Source organism: Arthrobacter sp. AIWTK1 (assembly GCF_056680535.1).
The window spans coordinates 1,262,771-1,285,391 of the sequence record NZ_CM155287.1; the positions used below are offsets into that span (position 1 = coordinate 1,262,771).

Genomic DNA, 22,621 nt, shown 5'->3' on the forward strand with positions numbered 1-22,621 from the left:
TTTAGATCTGAATTAACTGGAACGGGCCCCGCCAAACGGCGGGGCCCGTTCTGCGTAGTCGAGGTGCCTAACTGAGCCGCTCGAAAACCACTGCCATGCCCTGGCCGCCGCCGACGCACAGGGTCGCCAGCCCGAGCGTTCCGCCGCGCTGCTGAAGCCCATTGAGCAGGGTGGTGGTCATACGGGCGCCGGTCATGCCGAACGGGTGCCCGAGGGCGATCGCCCCGCCGTGGACGTTGAGCCGCGAGTGGTCGATGCCCAGTTCGCGCGCGCTGGCCACCACCTGAACGGCGAACGCCTCATTGAGCTCCACGAGGTCGATGTCCCCCATGCCCAGCCCGGCCCGAGCCAAAGCCTGACGGGTTGCCTCCACCGGACCCATGCCCATGAGTTCGGGGGAGAGTGCGCTGACGCCCGTCGAAACAATCCGTGCCAGCGGCTCGAGTCCGAGCTCCCGGGCCCGGTCATCACTCATCACCACCACGGCGGCAGCACCGTCGTTCAGCGGGCACGCGTTGCCGGCGGTGACTGTCCCTTCACTGCGGAACACGGGCTGGAGCGCGGCCACGCCTTCGAGCGTGACTCCGGTGCGCGGCGAGTCGTCCCGGTCCACCACGGTGCCGTCGCGGCGCGTGTACGGGGTGATGTCGCGCGAATAGAACCCGGCCGCCAGGGCCGCTTCGGCACGGTTCTGGCTCAGGACCGCCCATTCATCCTGCTCGGCACGGGAAATGCCGTAGGTAGTGGCCACGTTTTCCGCAGTCTGTCCCATCGCGATGTAGATGTCCGGCATCCGCCCGCCCAGCCGGGGATCGGTCCATGGCGTGTTGGATGCGGCCCGCGCCTCGGTCCGCCGGCGCGCCGCGTCGAAGAGCGGGTTGTGGTTGCCGGCGTCGGTTTCCCCGGCCCCGGTCCAGTTCGGATAACGGGACACGGACTCCACGCCGGCCGTAACGAACGCGTCCCCTTCGCCCGCTTTGATGGCGTGGAATGCCATCCGGATGGTCTGCAGGCTGGAGGCGCAGAACCGGTTGATGGTGGCACCGGGAACGTTGTCCAGTCCGGCCAGGATGGTGACCACCCTGGCCATGTTGGAACCCGCTTCACCGCTCGGTTCGGCGCAGCCCAGGTAAAGGTCGTCCAGGCCCGCGCCGTCCGCTCCGCGGGGGTCGAAGGACGGAATCTTGTCCAAGGCCGCCGTGACCATTGCCGCGGCAAGGTCGTCCGGACGTTCGTCCTTCAAGGAGCCCTTGAAAGCGCGTCCGATCGGGCTTCTGGCAGTGGAAACAATGACTGCTTCTGGCATGCGCCCAGCCTACGCCCGAGCTATGCGAGCCGCATCGCTCCGGCCGCCGGGGTAACGGTGAAGATGTCCGGCTTCCTGAAACCGGCGCGGGAAAAGGCCTGCTCGACGGCGGTACGCACCTGCTGCTCGGCGGCCACCGGCGTGAGGGCGATAGCCGCCCCGCCAAAACCGCCGCCTGTCATGCGGGCGCCGATGGCTCCGCTGGCCCGGGAGGTGTCGACGGCCAGGTCCAGTTCGGGGCACGAGATCTCGAAGTCGTCACGCATGGAACGGTGGCTCGCATCAAGGAGGGGCCCGATGGCGCCGGGTCCGGCTGAGCCGAGGAGTTCCACGGTCTGCAGGACGCGGTCGTTCTCGGTGACGACGTGGCGGACCCGGCGGAACGTGACTTCATCCAGGAGGCCGCTGGCTTCGTCGAGATCCTCCACACCCACGTCGCGGAGCGCTTTGACGCCCAGCACTTCGGCCCCGAGCTCGCATGAGGCGCGGCGCGATGCATAGCCGCCGTCGGCGTGTGAATGGGAAACCTTCGTATCGATCACCAGCAGGACCAGGCCGGCCGGCTCCGTCTCGAACGGCACGAGCCGGGCACTTTGGTCCCGGCAATCGAGGAACACGGCATGGCCCTTGGCGCCGCGCAATGACGCGGACTGGTCCATGATGCCGGTCGGCGCTCCCACGAAGTCGTTCTCGGCGCGCTGGGTGGCCAGCACCATTTCCTCGGCTTTCATCCCTGCGCCGGTCAGGTCGTTCAGCGCCGAGATGACGGCGCACTCAATGGCGTGGGACGAGGAGAGCCCGGCGCCCAAAGGAACGTCGGAGTCCAGCAGCAGGTCAAGGCCGGGCACGTCGATGCCACGTTCCTGCAGCGCCCAGATGACGCCGAGCGGATATTTCGTCCAACCTTTGGCACGCGAGCCGTCCAATGACGACGTGTCCGCCGTGGTCATGCCTTGGTCTCCGTAGGTGGACAGCAGCCGGAGCGTCGAGTCGGACCGCACCCGGACGGCCACCCGGGCCGTCCTGTCGATGGCGAACGGGAGCACGAAGCCGTCGTTGTAGTCGGTGTGCTCGCCGATCAGGTTCACGCGGCCCGGCGCCTGCCAGATGCCGTCCGGGACGGAACCGAAAGCGTCCCGGAACCGTGCTTCGAGGTCCTTGTTTCCCGGCTTGCTGTCGCCGGGGTTGCTGTTGCCGGGGGTGTTGCTGCCTGCTGGGGCGGTCATGCGTGTGCGCCTTCCGGGATTGGCTTGGGGGCTGATGCGGGAACGGTGACGGTGCGCAGCCGCTCCGCCACGAGTTCCGGGGTGGTGTCGTTGATGAAAGCACCCATGGCCGCTTCGGAGCCGGCCAGGTACTTGAGCTTATCTTCCGCCCTCCGCGGGGAGGTCAGCTGGAGGTGGAGGTAGCCGGCCGGCCGGAGCAGGTCATCGAGCGGGGCCTGGTGCCAGGCCGAAATGTAGGGGGTGGGCGTCGGATAGAGGGCGTCGAGCCGCTTGAGCAGGTTCAGGTACACATGGGCAAGTTCGTCCTTCTCCTCGCCGCTGAGCGCCGCGAGGTCCGGCACCTGGCGGTGGGGAACCAGGTGCACTTCCAGCGGCCAGCGGGCCGCAAACGGGACGTAGGCGCTGAAGTTCTCGCCTTCGAGGACCATGCGGCTGCCGTCTTCGCGTTCGGACCGCAACAGCGAGCCGGTCAGCGTCCGGCGGCCGTTGGCGTCGTCGTAAAATTTCCGGGCGGCAGCGCCCATCACCGCTGCGCGCGGCGTGACGTAGGGGTAGGCGTAGATCTGGCCGTGCGGGTGGTGAAGGGTCACGCCGATGTCCGCGCCGCGGTTTTCGAACGGGAAGACCTGCCGGATGCCCGGCAGCGCGTTGAGGGCCCCGGTGCGGTGCGCCCAGGCCTCGACGACGGTGCGTGCCCGGACTTCGCTGAGCCCGCTGAAGGAACCGGTGTGCTCCGGGGTGAAGGACACCACCTCGCACCGGCCGAACGCCGTGCCGGTGGTTCCCCAGCCGGCGTCGGCGGGGACCGGTCCCAGGGCCGGGCCGAGGGAGGGGAAGCGGTTCTCGAACACGACGACGTCGTAGTCCGGTGCCGGAATCTCGGAGGGGTTGGCCGGGGTCGTCGGGCAGATGGGGCACTGGTCCGCAGGGGGCAGGTGTGTGCGGCTCTGCCGGTGCGCGGCCACGGCCACCCACTCGCCGGTGAGGGCGTCGAACCTGACTTCGCCCGGCTCGCTCCGGGCCGGCAGCTCGCGGCGGTCGGGGGTTTCCTCCGGGTTGCGTGCGGTCCTTCCGGCCGAACCGCCGTCTGCCGTGGCGTCGTCGAAGTAGAGCAGCTCCCGGCCATCGGCAAGGTTGGTGCTGGTGATGTGTGTCATGCGTCTAGTCCTTTACGAGCGGCGGCCATCGGAGTCCCGCCGTCAAGGGGCGGGGCAGCAGGCATTTCAATTCTCCCACAAAACGATCAAAAAGAAATAGTTTCGAACAAAAGTTAACAACCGATTTGCCTGGAAGTCCCGACGGGATGAGGCGGCGAGCCTGAGCAGGTACCGTTGTGGCCATGACTCCGAGCGCACCCCACTCCGGCCACAGCGACACCGCCGCCCCCGACACCACCGAGGCCTCCGCCACGGGGAACCCGGGCGCCGCAGGGGACCCGGGCACCGGGGATGCGCCGCGCCGCTACGCCTCCGGCAGGCAGTATGAGCTCCGCCGCGGTGAAGCCTTTGCCGTGATCACGGAGCTGGCCGCGGGCCTTCGGCTTTACTCCCGGGCGGGCGTCCAGCTTACGGAAACGTACGGAGACGGGGACATCCCTCCGGGCGCAACCGGAATCACGCTGGCGCCCTGGGCCAACCGGGTTGAAGACGGCGTGTGGTACCTGAACGGCAAAAAGCAGCAGCTGGACATCACCGAAGTGTCCCGCAACAACGCCAGCCACGGCCTGTTGCGAAACGCCTCCTATGAGCTCGTGGACGAATCGGAGTTCTCCGTGACCCTGGAGGCGCCGGTCTTCCCGCAGCACGGATACCCCTTCCTGGTGCGGCACCGCGTCCAGTACCTTCTGGGCGAAGACCTGGGGCTTGTCGTCCGCCAGACCCTGATCAACGATTCCCAGGCATCCGCCCCCTTCGTCCTCGGATCCCATCCCTACCTCAGGCTGGGCGACGTGCCCGCCTCGGACCTGGTCCTGACGGTGGGTGCCGGCACCCGGCTCGTGGCAGATGAGCGGCTCATACCCCGCAGCTCGGAGCCGGTCAGCGGCGGCGCGGACCTGCGCGGGGGCCGGACGGTGTCCGAGCTGGATATCGACGTCGCCTACACGGACCTGACGTTCGACGGCGGCGTGGCCCGCCAAACGCTGAAGGCGTCCGATGGCCGCAGTGTGAGTCTCTGGCAGGACGAGAGCTGCGGCTACGTTCACGTTTTCGTGACGGACCAGTTCCCCGGCAGGCCGAAAGCCGTTGCCATCGAACCCATGACCGGCCCGGCGAACGCGTTCAACAGCGGCGACGGCCTGCGCTGGCTGCCGGCAGGGGAGTCGTTCACGATGACCTGGGGCATCAGCGCCTCGCTGTAGCCCCGGGCCCTGCAGGCCCATACGGGTGCTGCGGTGCCGATGGCGGCTGGAGGCCGTGGCGGTTTCCCATCGGGGCCCTGCTGGGGAAGTATTAGGCTATGACGCCAGCTGAGGACGCCGCACCAAACCAGAGCCCGGATCCCCGCCACGGCACGGCATCGCCCGCCGCAGCCGGCCCTTTGCGGGTGGTAACCGACCGTGAACTGGACCAGGACATTCCCTACGGTGTGCGGATCGCTGCCTCGTGGGCGTGGCGGCTCGGGCTGATCCTGCTCGTTGTTGCTGCACTGATCTGGCTGCTGAGCAAGATCAGTTTCCTGATCATTCCGGTGATGGTGGCCGCCCTGCTGGCCGGCCTGCTCAGTCCGGTTACGCGCTGGCTCAAGGCCCGGCGCGTCCCCAACGGAGGCGCCGTTGCCATCACCGTGCTGGGCTTCCTCGGCCTCATCGGCGGCTCCCTGGCGCTCGTGGGGCGGCAGCTGGTTTCGGGCTTCAGTGAACTGTGGAGCGAGGCGCTGGCCGGGATCCAACAGATCCAGGGCTGGCTGGCGGACGGTCCGCTCCACCTCACGGCGGCCCAGATCGACCAGTACCTGAAGGAGGCATCGGATGCGCTGCAAAACAACAGCAGCAGCATCCTGAGCGGGGCCTTGTCCTTCGGCAGCACGGCCGGGCATTTCGCCGCGGGACTCATCCTCGCGCTGTTCGTCCTGATCTTCTTCCTCCTGGAAGGCGACCGGATCTGGGGTTTCCTGGTCCGCCTGTTGCCACGCAAAGCCCGCGCCGCCACCTTCGGAGCGGGCCGCAAAGGCTGGGCGTCCATGGTCAGCTACGCCCGCATCCAGATGTTTGTGGCATTCGTGGACGCTGTGGGTATCGGCGTGGGCGCCGCCATCATAGGAGTGCCGCTCGCGCTTCCGCTGGGTGTGCTGGTCTTCATCGGTTCGTTCATTCCGATCGTTGGCGCCCTGGTCACCGGGGCCGTGGCTGTGCTCCTTGCCCTTGTGGCCAACGGCTGGGTCAATGCGCTGATCATGCTGGGGATCGTGCTGCTGGTCCAGCAGCTGGAGAGCCATATCCTGCAGCCGCTCGTGATGGGCAAGGCGGTGGCCCTTCACCCGGTGGCCGTTATCCTGTCCGTGGCGGCCGGCTCCTACCTCGCCGGCATCCCCGGAGCGCTCTTCTCGGTGCCCATCCTCGCCGTAGCAAACTCGGCGATTCGATATATTGCTGCCAGAACGTGGGAACATGAAGATGTGCTGGTGGCGGAGGGCCCGGGTGTAACCGGGGGCTCCGGACCCAGCCAGGACAACACCTTCAAGGATGTCTACCTTCCCGGCGCAAACCCGGGCCGCGGCAAGGACGCCGCACAGTCAACGGGAAATCCCGCCGGACATGCCGGCCAGGACGCCCCAGCCGAATTCCCCAAAGGAGACTAGTTCGTGAAAACCCTCAATAGCCTGCCCGTCACGTTGGACAATGTCCTGGAGGCGCAGAAGCTGCTTGAGGGGATTATTACGCGGACCCCGGTGGAATCCTCGCGGGCATTGGGCAGCATGGTGGGCGGTGAGGTCTTCTTCAAATGCGAAAACCTCCAGCGGGCGGGTTCCTTCAAGGTCCGCGGCGCCTACGTCCGGATGGCGAAACTTTCCGCCGAAGAGAAAAAGCGCGGCGTGGTGGCGGCGTCGGCCGGAAACCATGCCCAGGGTGTCGCAGTTGCAGCCAAGAGCCTGGGCATCAAGGCCCGCATCTACATGCCGCTGGGGGTGGCCCTGCCCAAGCTTGCTGCCACACGCAGCCACGGCGCCGAAGTGGTCCTCCACGGACACAACGTGGATGAAGCGCTCGCCGAAGCCCAGCGCTACGCCGATGAGACCGGTGCCGTTTTCGTCCACCCGTTCGACAACGTGGACGTTGTTGCCGGGCAGGGCACGGTGGGGCTGGAAATCCTGGAACAGATTCCGAATGTGGACACCATCCTGATGGGAGTCGGCGGCGGCGGGCTGCTGGCCGGCGTCGCGGTGGCGGTGAAAGCCAGGGCCAGGGAACTGGGCCGGGAAATCCGGATCATCGGCGTCCAGGCCGAAAACGCCGCGGCCTACCCGCCGTCGCTCGCCGCAGACGCCCTGGTGCCGTTGAAGAAGGTCTCCACGATGGCGGACGGCATCGCCGTGGGCCGCCCGGGGCAGCTGCCGTTCAGCATCATCCGGGAACTCGTGGACGACGTCGTCACTGTCAGCGAGGACTCCCTGGCCCGGGCGCTGATCTTCCTGCTGGAACGCGCCAAGATGGTGGTGGAACCGGCCGGCGCCGTGGGCGTCGCCGCCCTGATGGACGGCAAGATCGAAAATCCCGGCACCACGGCCGTGATCCTCTCCGGCGGCAATATCGACCCGATGCTGATGCTGAAGGTGATCCAGCGCGGCCTCTCTGCGGCCGGCCGCTACATGACGGTCCGCATGATGCTGGACGACCGGCCCGGTTCGCTGGCCACGATCGCCCGCATCATCGCGGAGAACGATGCCAACGTCACCGGCCTGGACCACACCCGCGTGGGCGGTTCCATCAGCATGGGCGATGTTTCCATCACCGTGAACCTGGAGACCAAGGGCCACGAGCACTGCGAGCAGGTCCTGGGTGCGCTCCGTGCCGAGGGCTTCCAGCCGATCGTGGTCCACTAGGGTAATGGTGCCGGAGGCTCAGGGGGGCAGGCCGCACGTGAGGCACACTGCTGCCGCACGTGCCCAGGGCGGCCTGTTGGTCACAGGGCTGTTCGTGGTGATCCTGTTTGCGATTGAGTTCGTCAATGCTGCCACGTTCCACGCATTGAACAGGACGTTCGGCCTCCGTCCGCGCAGCGCCGACGGACTGGTGGACATCCTCACGTTCCCGCTGTTCCACGCCAACCTTGGCCACGTCGTCTCCAATGCACTGCCGCTGATTATCTTCGGCTTCCTCGTGTTTATGTCCGGGCTCAGGGTCTTCGTCACCGCGGTGGCCTTCAGCTGGTTCGGCTCGGGCATAGTGGTCTGGCTGATCGGCGGCTGGGGGATCACAGTGGGCGCGTCCGGCCTGGTATTTGGCCTCTTTGCCTTCCTGCTGGTCCGGGGGTTCTTCAACCGCAACTGGTGGCAGATAGCGCTGTCAGTCGTCCTGTTCCTTAGCTACGGCGGGATCCTGTTCGGAGTCCTTCCCGGCGTGGCAGGATTCGTGTCCTGGCAGGCCCACCTGGGCGGAGCACTGGGCGGCGTCGCCGCCGCCACGCTGCTACGGCCCCGCGGGCTCCCGCAGGAACGCCCGTCGGTGGAAGACCAGGCCACAAGGAAATAAGCCTTAACGCACGACGCCGGCCGTCCCCGCGGAGGGGAGGGCCGGCGTCGTGCCTTAAGGCTTTGCCGTGGTTCCGGAGCTGCGCTCCTAGCCTGCGTACGGCTTGGCGGAGAGGATCTCCACCGTGATGTCCTTGCCGTTCGGGGCGGTGTAGCTGAGCTTGTCGCCCTCCTTGTGGCCAACGATCGCAGAGCCCAGGGGGGACTTCTCGCTGAAGACGTCAAGGTCCGAATCGCCCGCGATTTCGCGGGACCCGAGCAGGAAGGTCTCCTCGTCGCCGGCGATCCTGGCGACAACGATCATTCCGGGCTCCACGATTCCGTCATCGGCCGGGGACTCGCCCACGTGGGCGTCGCGGAGCAAAACGGTGAGCTGGCGGATGCGGGCCTCGATCTTGCCCTGCTCCTCCTTGGCGGCGTGGTAACCGCCGTTTTCCTTGAGGTCGCCTTCCTGGCGGGCAGCTTCGATCTTCTGGACGATTTCCGCCCGGCCGGCGCCGGAGAGGTGGTCCAGCTCTGCCTTCAGGCGGTCAAAAGCTTCCTGGGTAAGCCAAGCTGCAGTTGCGCTGTTGGTGGTAGACACGGACTTCTCCTTTTTCGTGGTCAAACAAGTTTGGGGCCAAACAAGTAAAACCCCGCCACGGTGGCCACTCATGGAACTCAGCAACCAGCTCAGCGGGGTAGAAGGTATTGATCCATTGTAGTCAATGCGCTGGACAAACCAAAGAAGGCCTGCGGCGTGGGTCACAGGCCACGGCAGAAAGCGCCGGCGGGACTGCGGTCTGCTATTTGTTCCCGTCAGGGATCCAGCAGCTGTCCACCACTCCTGAAACTGACAATGACTCCGTGCGCACCACCGCGCGGTGCACCGTGGTGCGTCCGCCGTCAGCGGTGGCGTCCGCCGGGTTCGGCCCGATATCGACCACCTTCCAGCCGACCACCGCGAACTTGGCATCAAGCGCCTTGACTGCGCATTTGACGCTGGTCCCGGGCTCCTTGGTGACCTGGAAATCGATCTCCGCCTGGGTGGCGTCCGTGGTGCTGTACCCGATGTCCTTGAACGATACGGTCTCACTGTTCAGGGAGGTGGAGATCCATGCCATGAAGCCGATCCCTGCAGCCAGCGCTGCGATTCCGATGGTGCGCTTGGCCTTGCCGGAGAGGGCACGCTTTTGGCCCCCGTATCGATTGGCTAGGGTGGTAGTTGCCGGCGCCGAAGTGGCCGGCTGATCCTCGGAAGTCACCGTTCCAGTTTAGTGTGGATCCGAACGGGATAATTCCGCGTCCCGGCTGCCGTGAACCCGCACTCCCAAAATTCGAAGAAAGTGAGCCGTTTCAGATGACAGCGTCTGCAAGCCAGTCAAAACCGCTCCGCCTGCTGGCCGTCCACGCTCACCCTGACGACGAGTCGAGCAAGGGTGCGGCCACCATGGCGATGTACGCGGCGGCCGGTGTTGACGTCATGGTGGCCACCTGCACGGACGGGTCCCGGGGCGATATCCAGAACCCCGCCATGGAACATGAGCCGCACCCCAAACGCGACATGGCCGGTGCCCGCCGCCTCGAAATGGAAAACGCTGCCAAGGTGCTGGGAATCCGCCAGCGCTGGCTTGGCTTCGTCGACTCCGGACTTCCTGAAGGCGACCCTCTGCCGCCGCTCCCGCCGGGATCCTTCGCCCTCCAGCCGCTGGAGGTGGCAGCTGCTCCGCTGGTCAGGCTGGTGCGCGACTTCAAGCCGCACGTGATCGTAAGCTACGACGAAAACGGCGGCTATCCGCACCCGGACCACATCATGGCCCACCGCGTGGCCGTCGAAGCCTTCGAAGCCGCCGGCGATCCGGAACGGTACCAGGGCGTCGGCGAACCCTGGGCGCCCGGCAAGCTGTACTACGACCGCGCCTTCAGCCCTGACCGGTTCCGCGCTCTCCACGTCGCCCTCGAAGAGGCGGGCCTGCAGTCGCCCTACGCCGAGCGGCTGGCAGCCTGGCTCGAGGCTGACGCCGAAGGCCACACCCCGCCGCCGCCGACGCACCCCACCACCACGCAGATTGACTGCGGGGACTACTTTGAAGCCCGGGACGATGCGCTGCGTGCGCACCGCACCCAGGTGGATCCGCTGGGATTCTTCTTCGCAGTGTCTCCGGACATGCAGCGCCGCGCGTGGCCCTGGGAGGACTACAGCCTGATCCAGTCGCGGGTGCCGGTTGAGCTGCCGGAAAAGGATCTCTTCGCAGGGCTAAGATAGGTTCAGGCCCATTTCTATGCCCTGTAGAAGTCAGGGCCCTCACAACGCTCCACAGAAGGTTTAACCGTGCATCACTTGCTCATTGCCCTCGCGACGACCCCGGCGCCCAGCCCCACCCCGTCCCTGCGCCCGGGCCTCTCCGAAGACCAGGTGACTCCGGGCATGTGGGGCTTCATCATGACCGCATTCTTCGTGCTGGCCACCACGCTGCTGATCGTGGACATGGTGCGGCGCATCCGCAGGGTCCGCTACCGGGCCCAGGTGGAGGAAGAACGCCTGGCAGCCCTGGCCGCCGAAAATCAGGGCATGCAGGACGTGCCCGGAACCGGTGCTCCGGGCACACAGGTTTCGGGCACACAGATATCGGGTACGCAGATTCCGGACGCCGAGGATTCCGGCACGCACCAGCCCGGGACCCGCGGCGGCCGCCAGAGCAGCAGCGATCTCCGGACGGAACACAACGGTGATGAAGGCCGCGGACAGCGCTAACGGCGGCCCCGGCAGCGGCGTGACCGGCGGAGCCGGGCCCGACGCAGTCCGGCCCGGAGCAGCCAACGCGCTGGCCGGCGAGCCGTCTGCCTACCTGCGGCAGCACGCGGACAATCCGGTCCACTGGCGTCCCTTCGGCGATGAAGCGTTCGGTTTCGCCGCGCAGCGGGACGTTCCGGTGTTCCTCTCCATTGGCTACGCCGCCTGCCACTGGTGCCACGTGATGGCACACGAATCGTTCGAAGACCAGGAAACTGCGGACTTCCTGAATGCCAACTTTGTGTCCATCAAGGTGGACAGGGAAGAGCGTCCGGATGTGGACGCCGTCTACATGGCCGCAACCCAGGCAATCAGCGGCGAGGGTGGCTGGCCGATGTCGGTCTTCCTGATGCCGGACGGGCGCGCCTTCCACGCCGGCACGTACTTTCCGCCGCGGCCCATGCCCGGCAGGCCCTCCTTCCGCCAGGTTCTCGAAGCGGTCCGCGACGCGTGGGTGGAACGGCGGGAGGGCGTGGAACGCAACGCCGGGATGCTGGCCCGGGGGATGGCCGAAACGCAGCTTGCCGCCGCCGTTCAGCTGACCGGGCCGCCGGACCCGCTGGACGCCGGTCTGCTCTCCGAGGCAGTTCGTGTTTTAGCCCGCTCCGAGGACCCGCACGACGGCGGATTCGGCACCGCACCGAAATTCCCGCCGTCGCCCGTGCTGGAATTCCTGCTCCGGCACGCCGCGGTTGAGTCGGAAACCGCCGACGCCGCCAGGGACATGGCGGCCCGGACGCTGGCAGCGATGGCCCGCTCCGCGCTGTTCGACCAGCTGGACGGCGGATTTGCCCGGTATTCCGTGACGCGCGACTGGTCCGTGCCGCACTTTGAGAAGATGCTTTACGACAACGCCCAGCTGCTTCGAACCTACGTGCATTGGGTCCGGCTCGGCGGCGATGCTGTGTACAGCGCCGGGGAATCCGCGGATGTTGCGTCCCGCACGGCGGACTGGATGATCGCGTCGCTGGGCCTGGCCGGTCACGCGGCCGGCTCTGACGAGGGGACGGACGGGGGCCCGGAGGCAGGGCAGGTTGAGGCGTTCGCCTCGTCGCTGGACGCGGACACTGTGGTGGACGGCAAGCACCTCGAAGGCGCCAGCTACCTGTGGACTCCCGACGAGCTGCTGGACGTCCTGGGGCCGGACGACGGGCCCGCCGTGGCACGGCTGATGAATGTCCGTGCAGAGGGCACCGTGACCTCGGCGGCTTCCCCGTTCCATCCGGGGCGGCGGCCCGACGACGCCGAACAGCTCCTGTGGGACCGGGTGCGGCCGCGCCTGCTGGCTGTGCGTTCAGCGCGTCCCCAGCCCGCCAGGGACGACAAGGTGGTGGCCGGCTGGAACGGGCTGGCTGTCGCCGCGCTGGCTGAAGCAGGTGCGGTCCTGGACCGGCCCGAGCTCGTGGCTGCTGCCGAGCAAACCGCCGCCTACCTGGAACGGGTCCACTGGCAGCCTCCGCGCGCCGGGGACCCGGGGACGGAACCCGGCACCTTGGTCCGTGTGTCGCATGCCGGCCGCGCCAGGGGGATTGGCGGCCTGCTCGAAGATTACGCCTTCTGCGCTGACGGGCTCCTGACCCTTTACGGAGTGACAGGCAGTGAGCGGTGGTACCGCCTCGCCGAAGACATCCTGCAGGCCGCCCGCCTGCGGTTCGCGGTAGACGGAACGCTGGTGGACACAGCCGGTGAGTCGTCCCAGGTGTTCAACGCCCAGGGGCAGCGGGCCGGCCTGGAACCCTTCGACAACGCCACACCCAGCGGTGCGGCCGCGTTCGCCGGGGCGCTCCTGGGCTATGCCGCGCTTTCCGGTTCCGCCGACCACCGGATCATGGCCGGCAACATACTTTCGCTGCTGCCTGCCCTGGCAACCCGCGCGCCCCGGGCAGCCGGCTGGCTCCTGGCCACGGCACAGGCTGCGCTGGCAGGACCGGTGGAGGCGGCCGTCGTCGGACCTGACGGTGCGGCGCGCGCTGCACTCCACCACGCCCTGATGCTGTCCGCCAGTCCCGGGCTGGTGGTTGCTGTGGCGTCCGACGCCGGGATCCCGGCGGACGGTGGTGCGGCACCTGCGGTGCCCCTGCTGGAGGGCAGGGCGGCGGCGCCGGACGGCTCACCGCAGGTGTACCTGTGCCGCGGGATGGTGTGCGAACGGCCGGTAGGTTCCGTGGCTGAACTGCTGGACCGACTGGCTATGATGACCCGATGACTCCTGTGCCGCACCCGGCCTCCCGGGGTTTCCGGGGCCCTGGCTCCTTTGAATTGGTCATTTTTGACTGTGACGGCGTTCTGGTCGATTCCGAGTCCATTGCCATCAGGGTGGACCAGCGTGTGCTCGCGGACCTTGGCTGGGAGCTAGGCCTCGACGAGATCGTGGAACGCTTCGTGGGCAAGTCCGAGGCGCACTTCGTTGCCGAGATTGAACGGCACCTTGGCATCCGGCTGGATGCGGACTGGGAAGAGGAGTATCAGCAGTGGTACCGCACGGCCTTCGAACGGGGCCTGGTGGCGGTGGACGGCATCGCGGACGTATTGGCCCGGCTTCCGCTCCCGCACTGCGTCGCGTCCAGCGGCACGCACGCCAAGATGCAGCGGACGCTGGGGCAGACGGGGCTGCTGCCCCAGTTTGAAGGACGGATCTTCCTATGGCGGGGGAGTCACGCCGGCGGCGAGGCTGGCGGGCCCGGGCACCACGGTGTTCCGGCACATGGGGGAACTCCCGGACCTCATCGCCGCGGGAAGGCCCTACGCACTCCTGCCAAGGACCGCGATGGCAATGGCGATGAAGTGTGCGGCGAAAGCGAACACGGTGAAGGCATGGAACAGCTCATGGAAGCCAAAGTGCTGGTAGCTGAAGTTCGGCTTCTTGAGCGCGTAGAAGACGGCGCCGGCGATGTACAGGGCGCCGCCCACGCAAATCAGGACCGCGGAGGCGATGTTGGCCGCGAAAAAGTCCGGCAGGTAGAACAGTGCTCCGCAGCCCAGCGCAATGTAGATGGGAACGTAAAGCCAGCGGGGCGCATGGGTCCAGAGCAGCCGGAACAGCACGCCCAGGATGGCGCCGGACCAGATGACCCACAGCAGTACTACGGCCTTGGGCCGTTCCAGCAGGGCCCACGCCAGCGGCGTGTAGCTGCCTGCGATCACCAGCATGATGTTCGTGTGGTCGAGCCGCTTCAGCACGATCTTGACGCCCGGCGACCAGTTCCCGCGGTGGTACACGGCGCTGACACCGAACAGCAGCACTCCGGTGACGGCATAGACGGCTGACGCGATTTTCAGGTCCGTGGTGGGGGCCAACAGGACCAGGGCGAGCCCGGCAGCGAACGCCAGGGGGGCGGTGACGGTGTGGATCCAGCCCCGCCATTTTGGCTTGATCATCAGAAGCTCTGCGATGCGGACTGCCGCGTCGTCCATCGGGCCTGATTTCCGGCCGCGGCCTGCTCCCGCGCCGGGGTGGGGAGTGTTGCGTTCCATGGCTCAAGAATAAACTACGTTTCAGTAAGTTACTCATGAGTAACAATGTGGAGGCGGAATTGCGAAGGCCTCGTGCACCGTGCCGCCGCTGCGGGCGGGTAGCCTAGGAATGCACTGCCGTCATACATCAAGGAAGTCAGGTGAGTCTCCGGATGGAGTTGCCCGGGATCCTCTATGGCTTCTATGAACGCAAGCTCCTGCGCTCGCTGGACAAGGACCGCATCCCCAAACACATCGGCGTGATGGTGGACGGCAACCGCCGCTGGGCCAAGCAGTTCAACGCCCCCACCAGCCAGGGGCACCAGGCCGGAGCGGACAAAATCCATGAGTTCCTCGGCTGGTGCCAGGAACTTGGCATCAAAGTGGTCACGCTCTACATGCTCTCCACGGACAACATGAGCCGCTCCGGCGAAGAGCTGGACCTGCTGATGGGGATCATTGCCAACACGCTTGACCGGCTGGACGAGGACGCAGACATCTCGGTGCACGCCATGGGCGCCCCGGAATTGCTGCCCGACTATCTGGCCGAACGGCTCAACAAGCTCACGGCCCGAACGCCGGCCCATGAAAAACTCCACGTCAACGTCGCTGTGGGCTACGGAGGACGCCGCGAAATCGTGGACGCGGTCCGGGAACTCCTTCATGACGCAGTGGCCCGGGGCAAGGACATCGGCAAGCTCGCGGATGAACTCACCGTCGACGACATCTCGCGCTTCCTTTACACCCGGGGCCAGCCGGACCCGGACCTGGTGATCCGCACGTCCGGGGAGCAGCGGCTGTCCGGGTTCCTGATGTGGCAGAGCGCTTACAGCGAGTTCTACTTCTGCGAGGCCCTCTGGCCCGCCTTCCGCAAAGTGGACTTCCTGCGGGCGCTGCGCGACTATGCGGGCCGGCAGCGGCGCTTCGGCTCCTGACGCCTGGCCCCTGACATCCGGTGCCCGGGGCATCCCCCCGCGGGCGGTTCACACGGAGTTCACGTGATCGCAACAAGAATCGCCGGGAAATAGTTTGGGAAACAAACCCGCGGGGAATTACGTTGAGTTCATTAGCAGGCACACTGCCGGCTAATCGGGGAGGCCAGTACATGGAGCGTATTTTCGCACCGGATGTATGGGAGGCCGGAACCGGCCTCGTGGCCGATCCGCCTCACCTATAAAATATCCGGGCGTGCGCCCCGGGGCTGGAGTCGATGTGGCTATTTCTGAACAACTGCCCGACGTCATTTCCGACCAGGGAGAGAAAGCTACCTCTCGCGCCAAGCGAGCAACCTCACAGACCGGTGCAGCGAATTATGACGCTGCGGCCGGTCTTGCTGTATCCGGCGAAAGCGCCGCGACTGACGACACCGTGTGGAGCTTCGTCATCGACACCTCGGTGTTGCTCTCAGACCCCCGCGCCCTGCTGCGGTTCGCGGAGCACGAAGTCATTGTGCCGATCGTGGTCATCACCGAGCTTGAAGGCAAGAGGCACGACCCCGAGCTGGGGTACTTCGCCCGCAAGGCTCTGCGGCTCCTGGACGACCTCCGGGTCCAGCACGGCGGCCTCGACCGGCCGATCCCGCTGGGCGACGACGGCGGCACCCTCATGGTGGAGATGAACCACATTTCCCCCGAGGTGCTCCCCGCGGGATTCCGCGGAGGGGACAACGACAGCCGCATCCTCGCCGTCGCGAAGAGCCTTGCCAACGAGGGCCGCAACGTCACGGTGGTGTCCAAGGACCTGCCAATGCGCGTCAAGGCCTCAGCCATGGGACTGCTCGCCGACGAGTACCGCAACGAACTGGTGAAGGACTCCGGCTGGACCGGGATGGCAGAGGTTGAAGCCAGCGAGGAGGACGTCTCCACGCTCTACGGCCACGAACCCGTTTTCATCCCGGCCGCGGCAGAGATGCCCGTCAACACCGGACTGGTGCTGCTCTCGAACCGTGGTTCGGCCCTGGGCCGGGTGGGCGCGGACAAACAGGTCCGGCTGGTGAAAGGCGACCGTGACGTCTTCGGACTGCACGGCCGTTCCGCGGAACAGCGGCTGGCCATCGACATGCTGATGGATCCCTCCGTGGGCATCGTATCGATCGGCGGCCGGGCCGGCACCGGAAAGTCGGCACTGGCACTGTGTGCCGGCCTCGAAGCCGTGCTGGAACGCCGCGAACACCGCAAGGTGATCGTCTTCCGTCCCCTCTACGCGGTGGGCGGCCAGGAGCTCGGCTACCTGCCCGGATCCGAGTCGGAGAAAATGAACCCCTGGGCGCAGGCCGTCTTTGACACTCTCGGGGCCCTCGTCAGCCAGGAAGTCGTGGAGGAAGTCATGGACCGCGGCATGCTGGAAGTCATGCCGCTGACCCACATCCGCGGCCGCTCGCTCCATGACGCGTTCGTGATCGTCGACGAGGCCCAGTCCCTGGAAAAGAACGTCCTCCTCACAGTGATGAGCCGGATCGGCCAGAACTCGAAGATCGTCCTGACCCACGACGTCGCCCAGCGCGACAACCTGCGGGTCGGCCGGCACGACGGCGTGGCCGCCGTCGTCGAAACCCTCAAGGGACACCCGCTCTTCGGGCACATCACCCTCACCCGCTCCGAGCGCTCGCCGATCGCGGCCCTAGTCACCGAACTGCTCGAGGGGGCTGAAATCTAGGCCTCTGTACTACTGAAGGGCCGTGGCCGGGTTCGCCCGGCCACGGCCCTTCGCCGTCGCATTCGATCATCCGGCTCCCACTACCGTCCCCAGGACGTCTGAGGCGGGGATTGCGCCGATGTGACGGGAGTCGATTGACGTTTCGCGGTTGTCACCCAACACGAAGAGGTGGTCCGCGGGAACTGTCACGGTCCCGAAGAAGACACCATCTATCGTCCGTTGGTCCACGAACCGTTCCGTAGCAGGCGTCCCGTCCACGAACAGGACGCCGTCGCGCATAGAGACCTCCTGCCCTTCGAGCGCCACGACGCGTTTGAGCAGCATGCCGTCGTTGGGCATCTGGTCGTCGTCCGGCCGGCTGAACATGACCAGCTGCCCGGTGTGAAATCCGCCGAAGCGGGGGGCGGCCTTGTTCAGCCAGACCAGGCTACCGGCCTTGACAGTGGGCTCCATGCTGTCTGAGCTCACCATGACCGGTTCGAGGACCCAGAGACGGGCCGCCAGCAGCACCCCGAGGCATGCTCCGGCCCCGGCCAGCGTCCGCCCGTTCATCCTTACCGCGCCTAGCCCTGAACCGGATCCCAGAGCGCCGGCGAGGACGTGATCGGATCATTGGGATCGGCCTCGTCGGGACCCAGCCCCACCCTGAACTGCAGCATCATGGCGTGGTCCTCGTGGGTGAGGTTATGGCAATGGACCATATAGCGGCCCCGGTGCGGTCCGAAGTGAACCAGCAACCTGACAGTTTCCCGTTCCCCGACATACACGACGTCCTTTGGGCCCTTTTCGTAGGGGAACGGAGGCTGTCCGTTGCGGCTGAGGACTTGGAAGTCCACGAGGTGCAAATGCATGGGGTGAAACCAGCCATCGGAGCTGTTCTGGAGTTCCCAGATTTCCACTGTGTCCAGCGCGGGATCGGCCATCACCCGCTTGAAACCGCTCGCGATGACTTCCTCCCAGGTCAGATCGTCAATGGTCCAGATGTTCGTAACGTCATCGTGCTTGATCCTGAACTTGCGTGTTTTGGTTGCAGCTGCGGAGGTGAGGTCCATCGGATGGCTCGATGCAAGCGTGCTCGGAATCCGGTTCCAGGTGGGATCGGCAGTGTTGACGGCATCGGCAACGACGTCGAACGCCATGATCTTGCCGGTGTTGTCGAAATCCCGGTTGTTGTCGTTGGAGAGGTTCCGGAGCTCTACCCGCGTTCCTGCGGCGTACTTGCGGAAATCTATGAGGACCTCGTACCGTTCGGCACCTGCGTGGCGCCAGGACCCGACCGTCTGTGCCGCGGGCATCAGGCCGGCATCGGTGGCCACCACAGTGACCGGGTCGCCGGTACTAAGCGTGAAGCGGTAGGAACGCGAGACCGAGGCATTGAGGATCCGGAAACGGTAGATCCTCCTCTGAACCTTCATTACGGGCCAGGGCTTTCCGTTAACCAGAATGACGTCGCCCCAAAGGCCTGAGTGCTGGCGGTCGTCGAACCCCAGGGTGCCATCAGCCGCGAACATGGCGTCGCTTACCGTCAGCGGAACGTCAAAGGTGCCCTGGGGGAGCAGGCCCTTCTCTACCGGATCGGAGATGAGGTACTGGCCGGCGAGCCCCGAATAGACGTTCTGAGCGGTGAAGTGCACCGAGTGGTCGTGATACCAGAGCGATCTGGCCGGCTGGAAGTTAGGATACTGATAGTCCTTGTAGAAACCCGGCAGCGTGAGGTCATTGGCGTAGCCGTCGAACTGGGGAAGCGAGGCAGAGCCATGCAAGTGGGTTGATGTCGGGAGTGCGTAGCCCAGCTTTGGGTGCTTGGCCGGCAGCTGGTTCCTGAGATGGACGACCGCCCGGGTGTCTTTGTCAATGCGGATAGTGGGCCCGGGGAAGATACCGTTGTAGCCCAGGATTGGCGTGCGCAGTCGGGTGAGGATTTGCGCGGTGGCCAGCCGTTGCGTCAGGGTGTAGTGCTGCGTTTTGACGCCGTTGGCGTCAACGGTCGTTTGGAAAGAGAGCGGAGGGGCAAGCGTCAGCGGCGTCCTGTAAGGCCGCGGCATATCGCTGTCACTGAGCTTGCTGGCAGATTTGGCGCTGACGCCCGAAATGGGGACCGTCACAATGCCTGCCCCAACGATTCCAATTCCGCCAAGAATGAGTGCCTGCCGCCGTGAAATGGCCATGATAGTCAGCTTTCTCTATGCCGCCTTCGTGTTTCCGTTAGAGTGACCCACCGAGCTTGGGAAAACCTTCGGTGCTACCTAGCCCGTGTGATGAGCCAGGCCCAAGGACAGCCGTGCGTCTCCCGGTCCTTCCAGGACCAGCGCTACAGCTTTGTCCGGCACTTCGAATACGAGGGTCTCGGCCACGGATTCGCCTTGGCCCAGCCGGGCTGTCCCAATTGAACTCCACACCGGATCCACGCCGGCGGAACCGAGGCCGGTCACCGTGAAATCGCTGGCCTGGAATTGGACACCGTCCACTTCCAGGGCCGTGATCCGCACTATGATCTTCACGCGGTGGCTCCCTGCCGGCGGACTGGCGTCGAGGAAGTCATCGTCCCCCGGTGGTTCCCAGTCGTCGACCTCCAACGGAACTATGCCGCTGATGCTTGCCATGCCGCCGGGGATGGACGCCGCGGCACCGAGAGGAACACTCGGGAGCGGTGTCGCCGTCAGGAATAGGTACGCCAAGGCAATACCAATGGAGCATAGGAGGGCAGCGGGAATGAGCATCCGCCGTGCCCTGGTCTCTGGAGCCTGGGCACGGGCCTCGATTACCGTCTTGGTCATGTCGCCATTCAAGCCCGGCAGGCTTGGGAAAGCCTTGGCCCGTCGGGGAGGCGGAATCGCTGTAGCTGGTTCCGCCTCAGAGCCCCAGGAACTTGGCCGTCGATTCGTGGCCTTCCACTTTCAGAGTCCAGTCGGGGCGTTTGAACGTTGGCGGGGTGACGCGGACCTTTTGGACTTCCTGCATTGTGCCGCCCCAGGAGGCCCGGGTGATGCCGTTCAGCTCGTAGCCGAGGGAACGGGAGACGCCCAGGGACTTCTCGTTCCAGGCGGCGGCCTCTGACTCGGCGACGTCCGCTTTCAGGTGGTCGAAGGCATAGCAGACGACGGCGGCCCGCATCTCCTTGCCCAAGCCGCGGCCCTGTGCCGATTTCGTGAGCCAGGAGCCCGTGGAGACCGTCCTGAGGGTCGCGAAATCCTTGGCCCCGATGTCCTGGCAACCGATGAACTCGCCGTCGTGCCAGATGCTGAGCAGGAGAATCCACTCCTGCGGCGACATGTTCCCGCGGCAGCGCCAGTACCACTGCGCCATGTTCGGTCCGAGGTCCTCGGCGGAGAACTCATTCCACGGGGTGCTGAAGGGGCTGCGGCCCGGTTCGCTGACGCCCGAGGCTGCAGCCTGCACCGCAGCCGGAATCTCCTCGTCGCGGATGGGCCGGAGGGTGAGGCGGGGCGTGGTCAGCGTGAGGGCGAACGGGGGCCAGTAGGAGGCGGGCTCAGTCATCCGGGAAGCTTAGCGGTGGTACCGGCGCGCAGCCAGTCACGCGCCTCGGGTGATGTCCCAGGTGATGTGGCGGCGGACGTCGGTCAGGTTCATGGATTCGGCCAGGAACAGGTCATCGAGCATGTACTCGTCCACGGCCAGGATCCGGATGCAGTGGCCAAAACCCGGCGAATCGTTCTCCAGCGACCGGCTAGAGACGCAGACTCCGGTGCCTACGTCGATCCTCATCAGGTTCCGTCCCGGCCGGCACAGCGGCGCTCCGGGATCCGAAGGCCGGTAGGCCGCATTGGGAATCACCACCGCCTCCAGGGCAGTCCGGCCCTGATGGTCCACGGAGGAGACGGGGCCGAGTTCCACGGCATTGAGGTTGGGGAACTCGATCGGCACGGGGGAGTTGCCGGCAAGCTCCACAGGATCCAGCGCGGCGGCAAAGCGGCCGTTACCGAAGCAGGGTTCGCCGTACGCGGCCTCCGGGCGGCGCCGGACCAGTCCGCCGTCGTCGTACACCGGGGTGACCAGCTGCGGAGGCAGGAGCCACGACTTCCTGGTGGAGCTGACATAGAAGCCGTCTTTGGAGTCATTGATGCCCGTGGTGCTGTGCAGCACCACGCCGTCCGCAGACTCCAGGCGGAGGGCGCCGGGCCGGCGCAGCCACGCACGCACCGTGTTGTCGGGGTCCGGGTTTTGGGCGTCCGGGCTTCCGGGGTCCAGATTCGGGAGGTCCGCCGCGGAGCGGTCCACATACTCGAAACGGAGGCTCTGCCACTTCCAGGGCGAGGACCGGCACAGGTTGCGGAACGTCATGGCCATGTCCGCCGGCTTGCTCTGCTGACCGGCTTCCCCCTGGCGCCTGGCGTCCCATGTCGACATATCCACAGTTTACGCGCGGGCTCAGCGGCGGGGCGGGAAAATCCAGTAGCATCCGAGGGTGATCCAACGACTGGGCGAACTTTGGGAATCCACCCCCCTGGCTTTCTGGCTGGTCCTTGCGGCCTGCGCCTACTTTGGCGTGATGGCTGTGCGGCTCACCGTCATCGATGTCAGGCACCACCTGCTGCCCAACAGGATTGTGTTTCCGTCCTATGCGGTGGGCGGATTGCTCCTGCTGGCGGCGGTTGCCACCGTCGTGGTGGCCGGCACGGACGCAGGGGCAGTGCCCGACGGCGCCGCGCGGCTCTTCGGACTCCCGGGGGTCCGCATCATGGCCGGGGGAGCGGTGCTGTGGCTCTTTTACTTCATCCTGCGCATGGTTTACCCCCCGGGGATGGGATTCGGCGACGTGAAACTTGCCGGCGTGCTGGGACTGTACCTTGGCTACCTCGGCTGGGGCCACGTGTTCGCCGGGACCTTCGCCGCCTTCCTCCTGGGCGGCCTCTGGAGCCTGGGCCTGCTGGCTGCCCGCCGCGGCACCCTTAAATCGGACATCCCGTTCGGCCCCTTTATGCTGGCAGGCACGGCCGCGGCCATGCTGCTCCTGCCCGCGGGCTGAGGCGTGCGCTTGACAGTGTGCACGGCCTTCGGCCAGCGTTGCTGCGATTAGGCTGAAGGCATGGCAGCACCCGACTTCATCCTCAAGCTCCGCGAAAAAATCGGCCATGATCCGTTGTGGATTCCCGCGGTACGCGGGGTGGTATTCAACGACGACGGCCACGTCCTGCTGGGCCAGCGCTCCGACAACGGCAGGTGGGCGCTGATCTCCGGGATGCTGGAGCCCGGAGAGCATCCGGCCCCGGGACTCGTGCGGGAGATCTTCGAGGAGACAGCGGTCGTGGCGGAAACGGAACGCATGGTTTCAGTCGGCGTCGTGGGGCCGGTGACCTTCCCCAACGGTGATGTGTGCGACTTCCTCGACATTGTGTTCCGCTGCCGCCACGTCTCCGGCGAAGCGCGCGTGAACGACGACGAATCGCTGGCCGTGGACTGGTTTCCGCTGGACGGGCTTCCGGACCTCCGGCCCGGGGACCGCGAGTGCATCCGACGGGCGCTACTGCCCGAGGACGCTGTCCACTACGAACCCTAGCG

The 22,621-nt window shown here is 66.2% G+C and carries 22 protein-coding genes and 1 pseudogene; 12 read left to right on the forward strand and 11 right to left on the reverse strand.

Translation table 11 applies throughout. From position 1 onward, the window contains the following. Nucleotides 1-67: 67 nt before the first annotated feature. The 3 genes from AC1MDG_RS05920 to galT are packed head-to-tail and all read right to left on the reverse strand — an operon-like array spanning nucleotide 68 to nucleotide 3,689. Nucleotides 68-1,306 (reverse strand): acetyl-CoA C-acetyltransferase, encoded by a 1,239-nt coding sequence (locus AC1MDG_RS05920; protein WP_479808100.1) that lies wholly within the window; start codon nucleotides 1,304-1,306, stop codon nucleotides 68-70. A gap of 20 nt (nucleotides 1,307-1,326) precedes the next feature. Next, on the reverse strand, nucleotides 1,327-2,532 hold the full coding sequence (galK, locus tag AC1MDG_RS05925; protein WP_479808102.1) for a galactokinase: 1,206 nt from the start codon (nucleotides 2,530-2,532) through the stop codon (nucleotides 1,327-1,329). Next, the gene (gene galT / locus AC1MDG_RS05930) at nucleotides 2,529-3,689 is read right to left on the reverse strand and encodes a galactose-1-phosphate uridylyltransferase (RefSeq protein ID WP_479808103.1); all 1,161 of its coding nucleotides are present in this window, start codon (nucleotides 3,687-3,689) and stop codon (nucleotides 2,529-2,531) included. Before galT ends, galK begins: the two co-directional genes overlap by 4 nt. A gap of 182 nt (nucleotides 3,690-3,871) precedes the next feature. Between galT and AC1MDG_RS05935 the strand changes: the two genes are divergently transcribed. From AC1MDG_RS05935 to AC1MDG_RS05950, 4 genes are all read left to right on the forward strand, one after another. Next, the gene (locus AC1MDG_RS05935) at nucleotides 3,872-4,891 is read left to right on the forward strand and encodes an aldose 1-epimerase family protein (protein ID WP_479808105.1); all 1,020 of its coding nucleotides are present in this window, start codon (nucleotides 3,872-3,874) and stop codon (nucleotides 4,889-4,891) included. A gap of 98 nt (nucleotides 4,892-4,989) precedes the next feature. Further along, on the forward strand, nucleotides 4,990-6,330 hold the full coding sequence (locus tag AC1MDG_RS05940; RefSeq protein ID WP_479808107.1) for an AI-2E family transporter: 1,341 nt from the start codon (nucleotides 4,990-4,992) through the stop codon (nucleotides 6,328-6,330). 3 nt (nucleotides 6,331-6,333) lie between these two features. Continuing rightward, entirely contained in the window at nucleotides 6,334-7,572 is a 1,239-nt protein-coding gene (ilvA, locus tag AC1MDG_RS05945; protein ID WP_043479377.1) for a threonine ammonia-lyase, read from the forward strand. Between the two features lie 4 nt (nucleotides 7,573-7,576). Next, the gene (locus AC1MDG_RS05950; protein WP_479808109.1) at nucleotides 7,577-8,221 is read left to right on the forward strand and encodes a rhomboid family intramembrane serine protease; all 645 of its coding nucleotides are present in this window, start codon (nucleotides 7,577-7,579) and stop codon (nucleotides 8,219-8,221) included. Nucleotides 8,222-8,308: 87 nt separating this feature from the next. Here the strand turns inward: AC1MDG_RS05950 and greA are convergent, their stop codons facing one another. Both greA and AC1MDG_RS05960 read right to left on the reverse strand, forming a co-directional pair. Continuing rightward, a complete protein-coding gene (gene greA, locus AC1MDG_RS05955; protein ID WP_011691028.1) occupies nucleotides 8,309-8,803 on the reverse strand; it encodes a transcription elongation factor GreA in 495 nt (164 codons plus the stop codon). A 202-nt stretch (nucleotides 8,804-9,005) separates the two neighbouring features. Beyond that, a complete protein-coding gene (locus tag AC1MDG_RS05960; protein WP_043479423.1) occupies nucleotides 9,006-9,464 on the reverse strand; it encodes a DUF4307 domain-containing protein in 459 nt (152 codons plus the stop codon). Nucleotides 9,465-9,559: 95 nt separating this feature from the next. Here AC1MDG_RS05960 and mca point away from each other — a divergent pair, with 95 nt between their 5' ends. The 4 genes and pseudogenes from mca to AC1MDG_RS05980 form a co-directional block, all read left to right on the forward strand. Beyond that, complete coding sequence (gene mca / locus AC1MDG_RS05965; RefSeq protein ID WP_479808112.1) at nucleotides 9,560-10,465, forward strand: mycothiol conjugate amidase Mca; 906 nt, start codon at nucleotides 9,560-9,562, stop codon at nucleotides 10,463-10,465. A 66-nt stretch (nucleotides 10,466-10,531) separates the two neighbouring features. Next, the gene (locus AC1MDG_RS05970; protein WP_479808113.1) at nucleotides 10,532-10,954 is read left to right on the forward strand and encodes a hypothetical protein; all 423 of its coding nucleotides are present in this window, start codon (nucleotides 10,532-10,534) and stop codon (nucleotides 10,952-10,954) included. Beyond that, complete coding sequence (locus tag AC1MDG_RS05975) at nucleotides 10,932-13,199, forward strand: thioredoxin domain-containing protein (RefSeq protein ID WP_479808114.1); 2,268 nt, start codon at nucleotides 10,932-10,934, stop codon at nucleotides 13,197-13,199. The genes AC1MDG_RS05970 and AC1MDG_RS05975 overlap by 23 nt, the downstream gene beginning before the upstream one ends. Then, nucleotides 13,196-13,561: pseudogene (locus tag AC1MDG_RS05980) on the forward strand (HAD family hydrolase); the annotation flags it as partial. The gene AC1MDG_RS05975 and the pseudogene AC1MDG_RS05980, both read left to right, overlap by 4 nt. Nucleotides 13,562-13,735: 174 nt before the next feature. Here AC1MDG_RS05980 and trhA read toward each other — a convergent pair. Beyond that, the gene (gene trhA / locus AC1MDG_RS05985; RefSeq protein WP_200890963.1) at nucleotides 13,736-14,407 is read right to left on the reverse strand and encodes a PAQR family membrane homeostasis protein TrhA; all 672 of its coding nucleotides are present in this window, start codon (nucleotides 14,405-14,407) and stop codon (nucleotides 13,736-13,738) included. A 212-nt stretch (nucleotides 14,408-14,619) separates the two neighbouring features. Here trhA and AC1MDG_RS05990 point away from each other — a divergent pair, with 212 nt between their 5' ends. After that, nucleotides 14,620-15,381, forward strand: a complete 762-nt coding sequence (locus tag AC1MDG_RS05990; protein ID WP_043479431.1) for an isoprenyl transferase — start codon at nucleotides 14,620-14,622, stop codon at nucleotides 15,379-15,381. 277 nt (nucleotides 15,382-15,658) lie between these two features. Continuing rightward, nucleotides 15,659-17,101 carry a PhoH family protein gene (locus tag AC1MDG_RS05995; RefSeq protein ID WP_043479433.1) on the forward strand — a complete coding sequence of 481 codons (1,443 nt, stop codon included), beginning with the start codon at nucleotides 15,659-15,661 and terminating at the stop codon, nucleotides 17,099-17,101. 66 nt (nucleotides 17,102-17,167) lie between these two features. Here AC1MDG_RS05995 and lepB read toward each other — a convergent pair whose 3' ends face one another. From lepB to AC1MDG_RS06020, 5 genes are all read right to left on the reverse strand, one after another. After that, nucleotides 17,168-17,653 carry a signal peptidase I gene (lepB, locus tag AC1MDG_RS06000; RefSeq protein ID WP_479808116.1) on the reverse strand — a complete coding sequence of 162 codons (486 nt, stop codon included), beginning with the start codon at nucleotides 17,651-17,653 and terminating at the stop codon, nucleotides 17,168-17,170. A gap of 11 nt (nucleotides 17,654-17,664) precedes the next feature. After that, a complete protein-coding gene (locus tag AC1MDG_RS06005) occupies nucleotides 17,665-19,269 on the reverse strand; it encodes a multicopper oxidase family protein (RefSeq protein ID WP_479808118.1) in 1,605 nt (534 codons plus the stop codon). 78 nt (nucleotides 19,270-19,347) lie between these two features. Then, a complete protein-coding gene (locus AC1MDG_RS06010; RefSeq protein ID WP_479808119.1) occupies nucleotides 19,348-19,878 on the reverse strand; it encodes a hypothetical protein in 531 nt (176 codons plus the stop codon). A 76-nt stretch (nucleotides 19,879-19,954) separates the two neighbouring features. Beyond that, nucleotides 19,955-20,599 carry a GNAT family N-acetyltransferase gene (locus AC1MDG_RS06015; protein ID WP_479808120.1) on the reverse strand — a complete coding sequence of 215 codons (645 nt, stop codon included), beginning with the start codon at nucleotides 20,597-20,599 and terminating at the stop codon, nucleotides 19,955-19,957. A 36-nt stretch (nucleotides 20,600-20,635) separates the two neighbouring features. Further along, nucleotides 20,636-21,469: a hypothetical protein gene (locus tag AC1MDG_RS06020; RefSeq protein ID WP_479808122.1), complete on the reverse strand. Its 834-nt coding sequence runs from the start codon at nucleotides 21,467-21,469 to the stop codon at nucleotides 20,636-20,638. A gap of 58 nt (nucleotides 21,470-21,527) precedes the next feature. Here AC1MDG_RS06020 and AC1MDG_RS06025 point away from each other — a divergent pair, with 58 nt between their 5' ends. After that, the gene (locus tag AC1MDG_RS06025; RefSeq protein ID WP_479808124.1) at nucleotides 21,528-22,088 is read left to right on the forward strand and encodes a prepilin peptidase; all 561 of its coding nucleotides are present in this window, start codon (nucleotides 21,528-21,530) and stop codon (nucleotides 22,086-22,088) included. A gap of 60 nt (nucleotides 22,089-22,148) precedes the next feature. Then, nucleotides 22,149-22,619: an NUDIX hydrolase gene (locus AC1MDG_RS06030; RefSeq protein ID WP_043479440.1), complete on the forward strand. Its 471-nt coding sequence runs from the start codon at nucleotides 22,149-22,151 to the stop codon at nucleotides 22,617-22,619. Nucleotides 22,620-22,621: the final 2 nt, after the last annotated feature.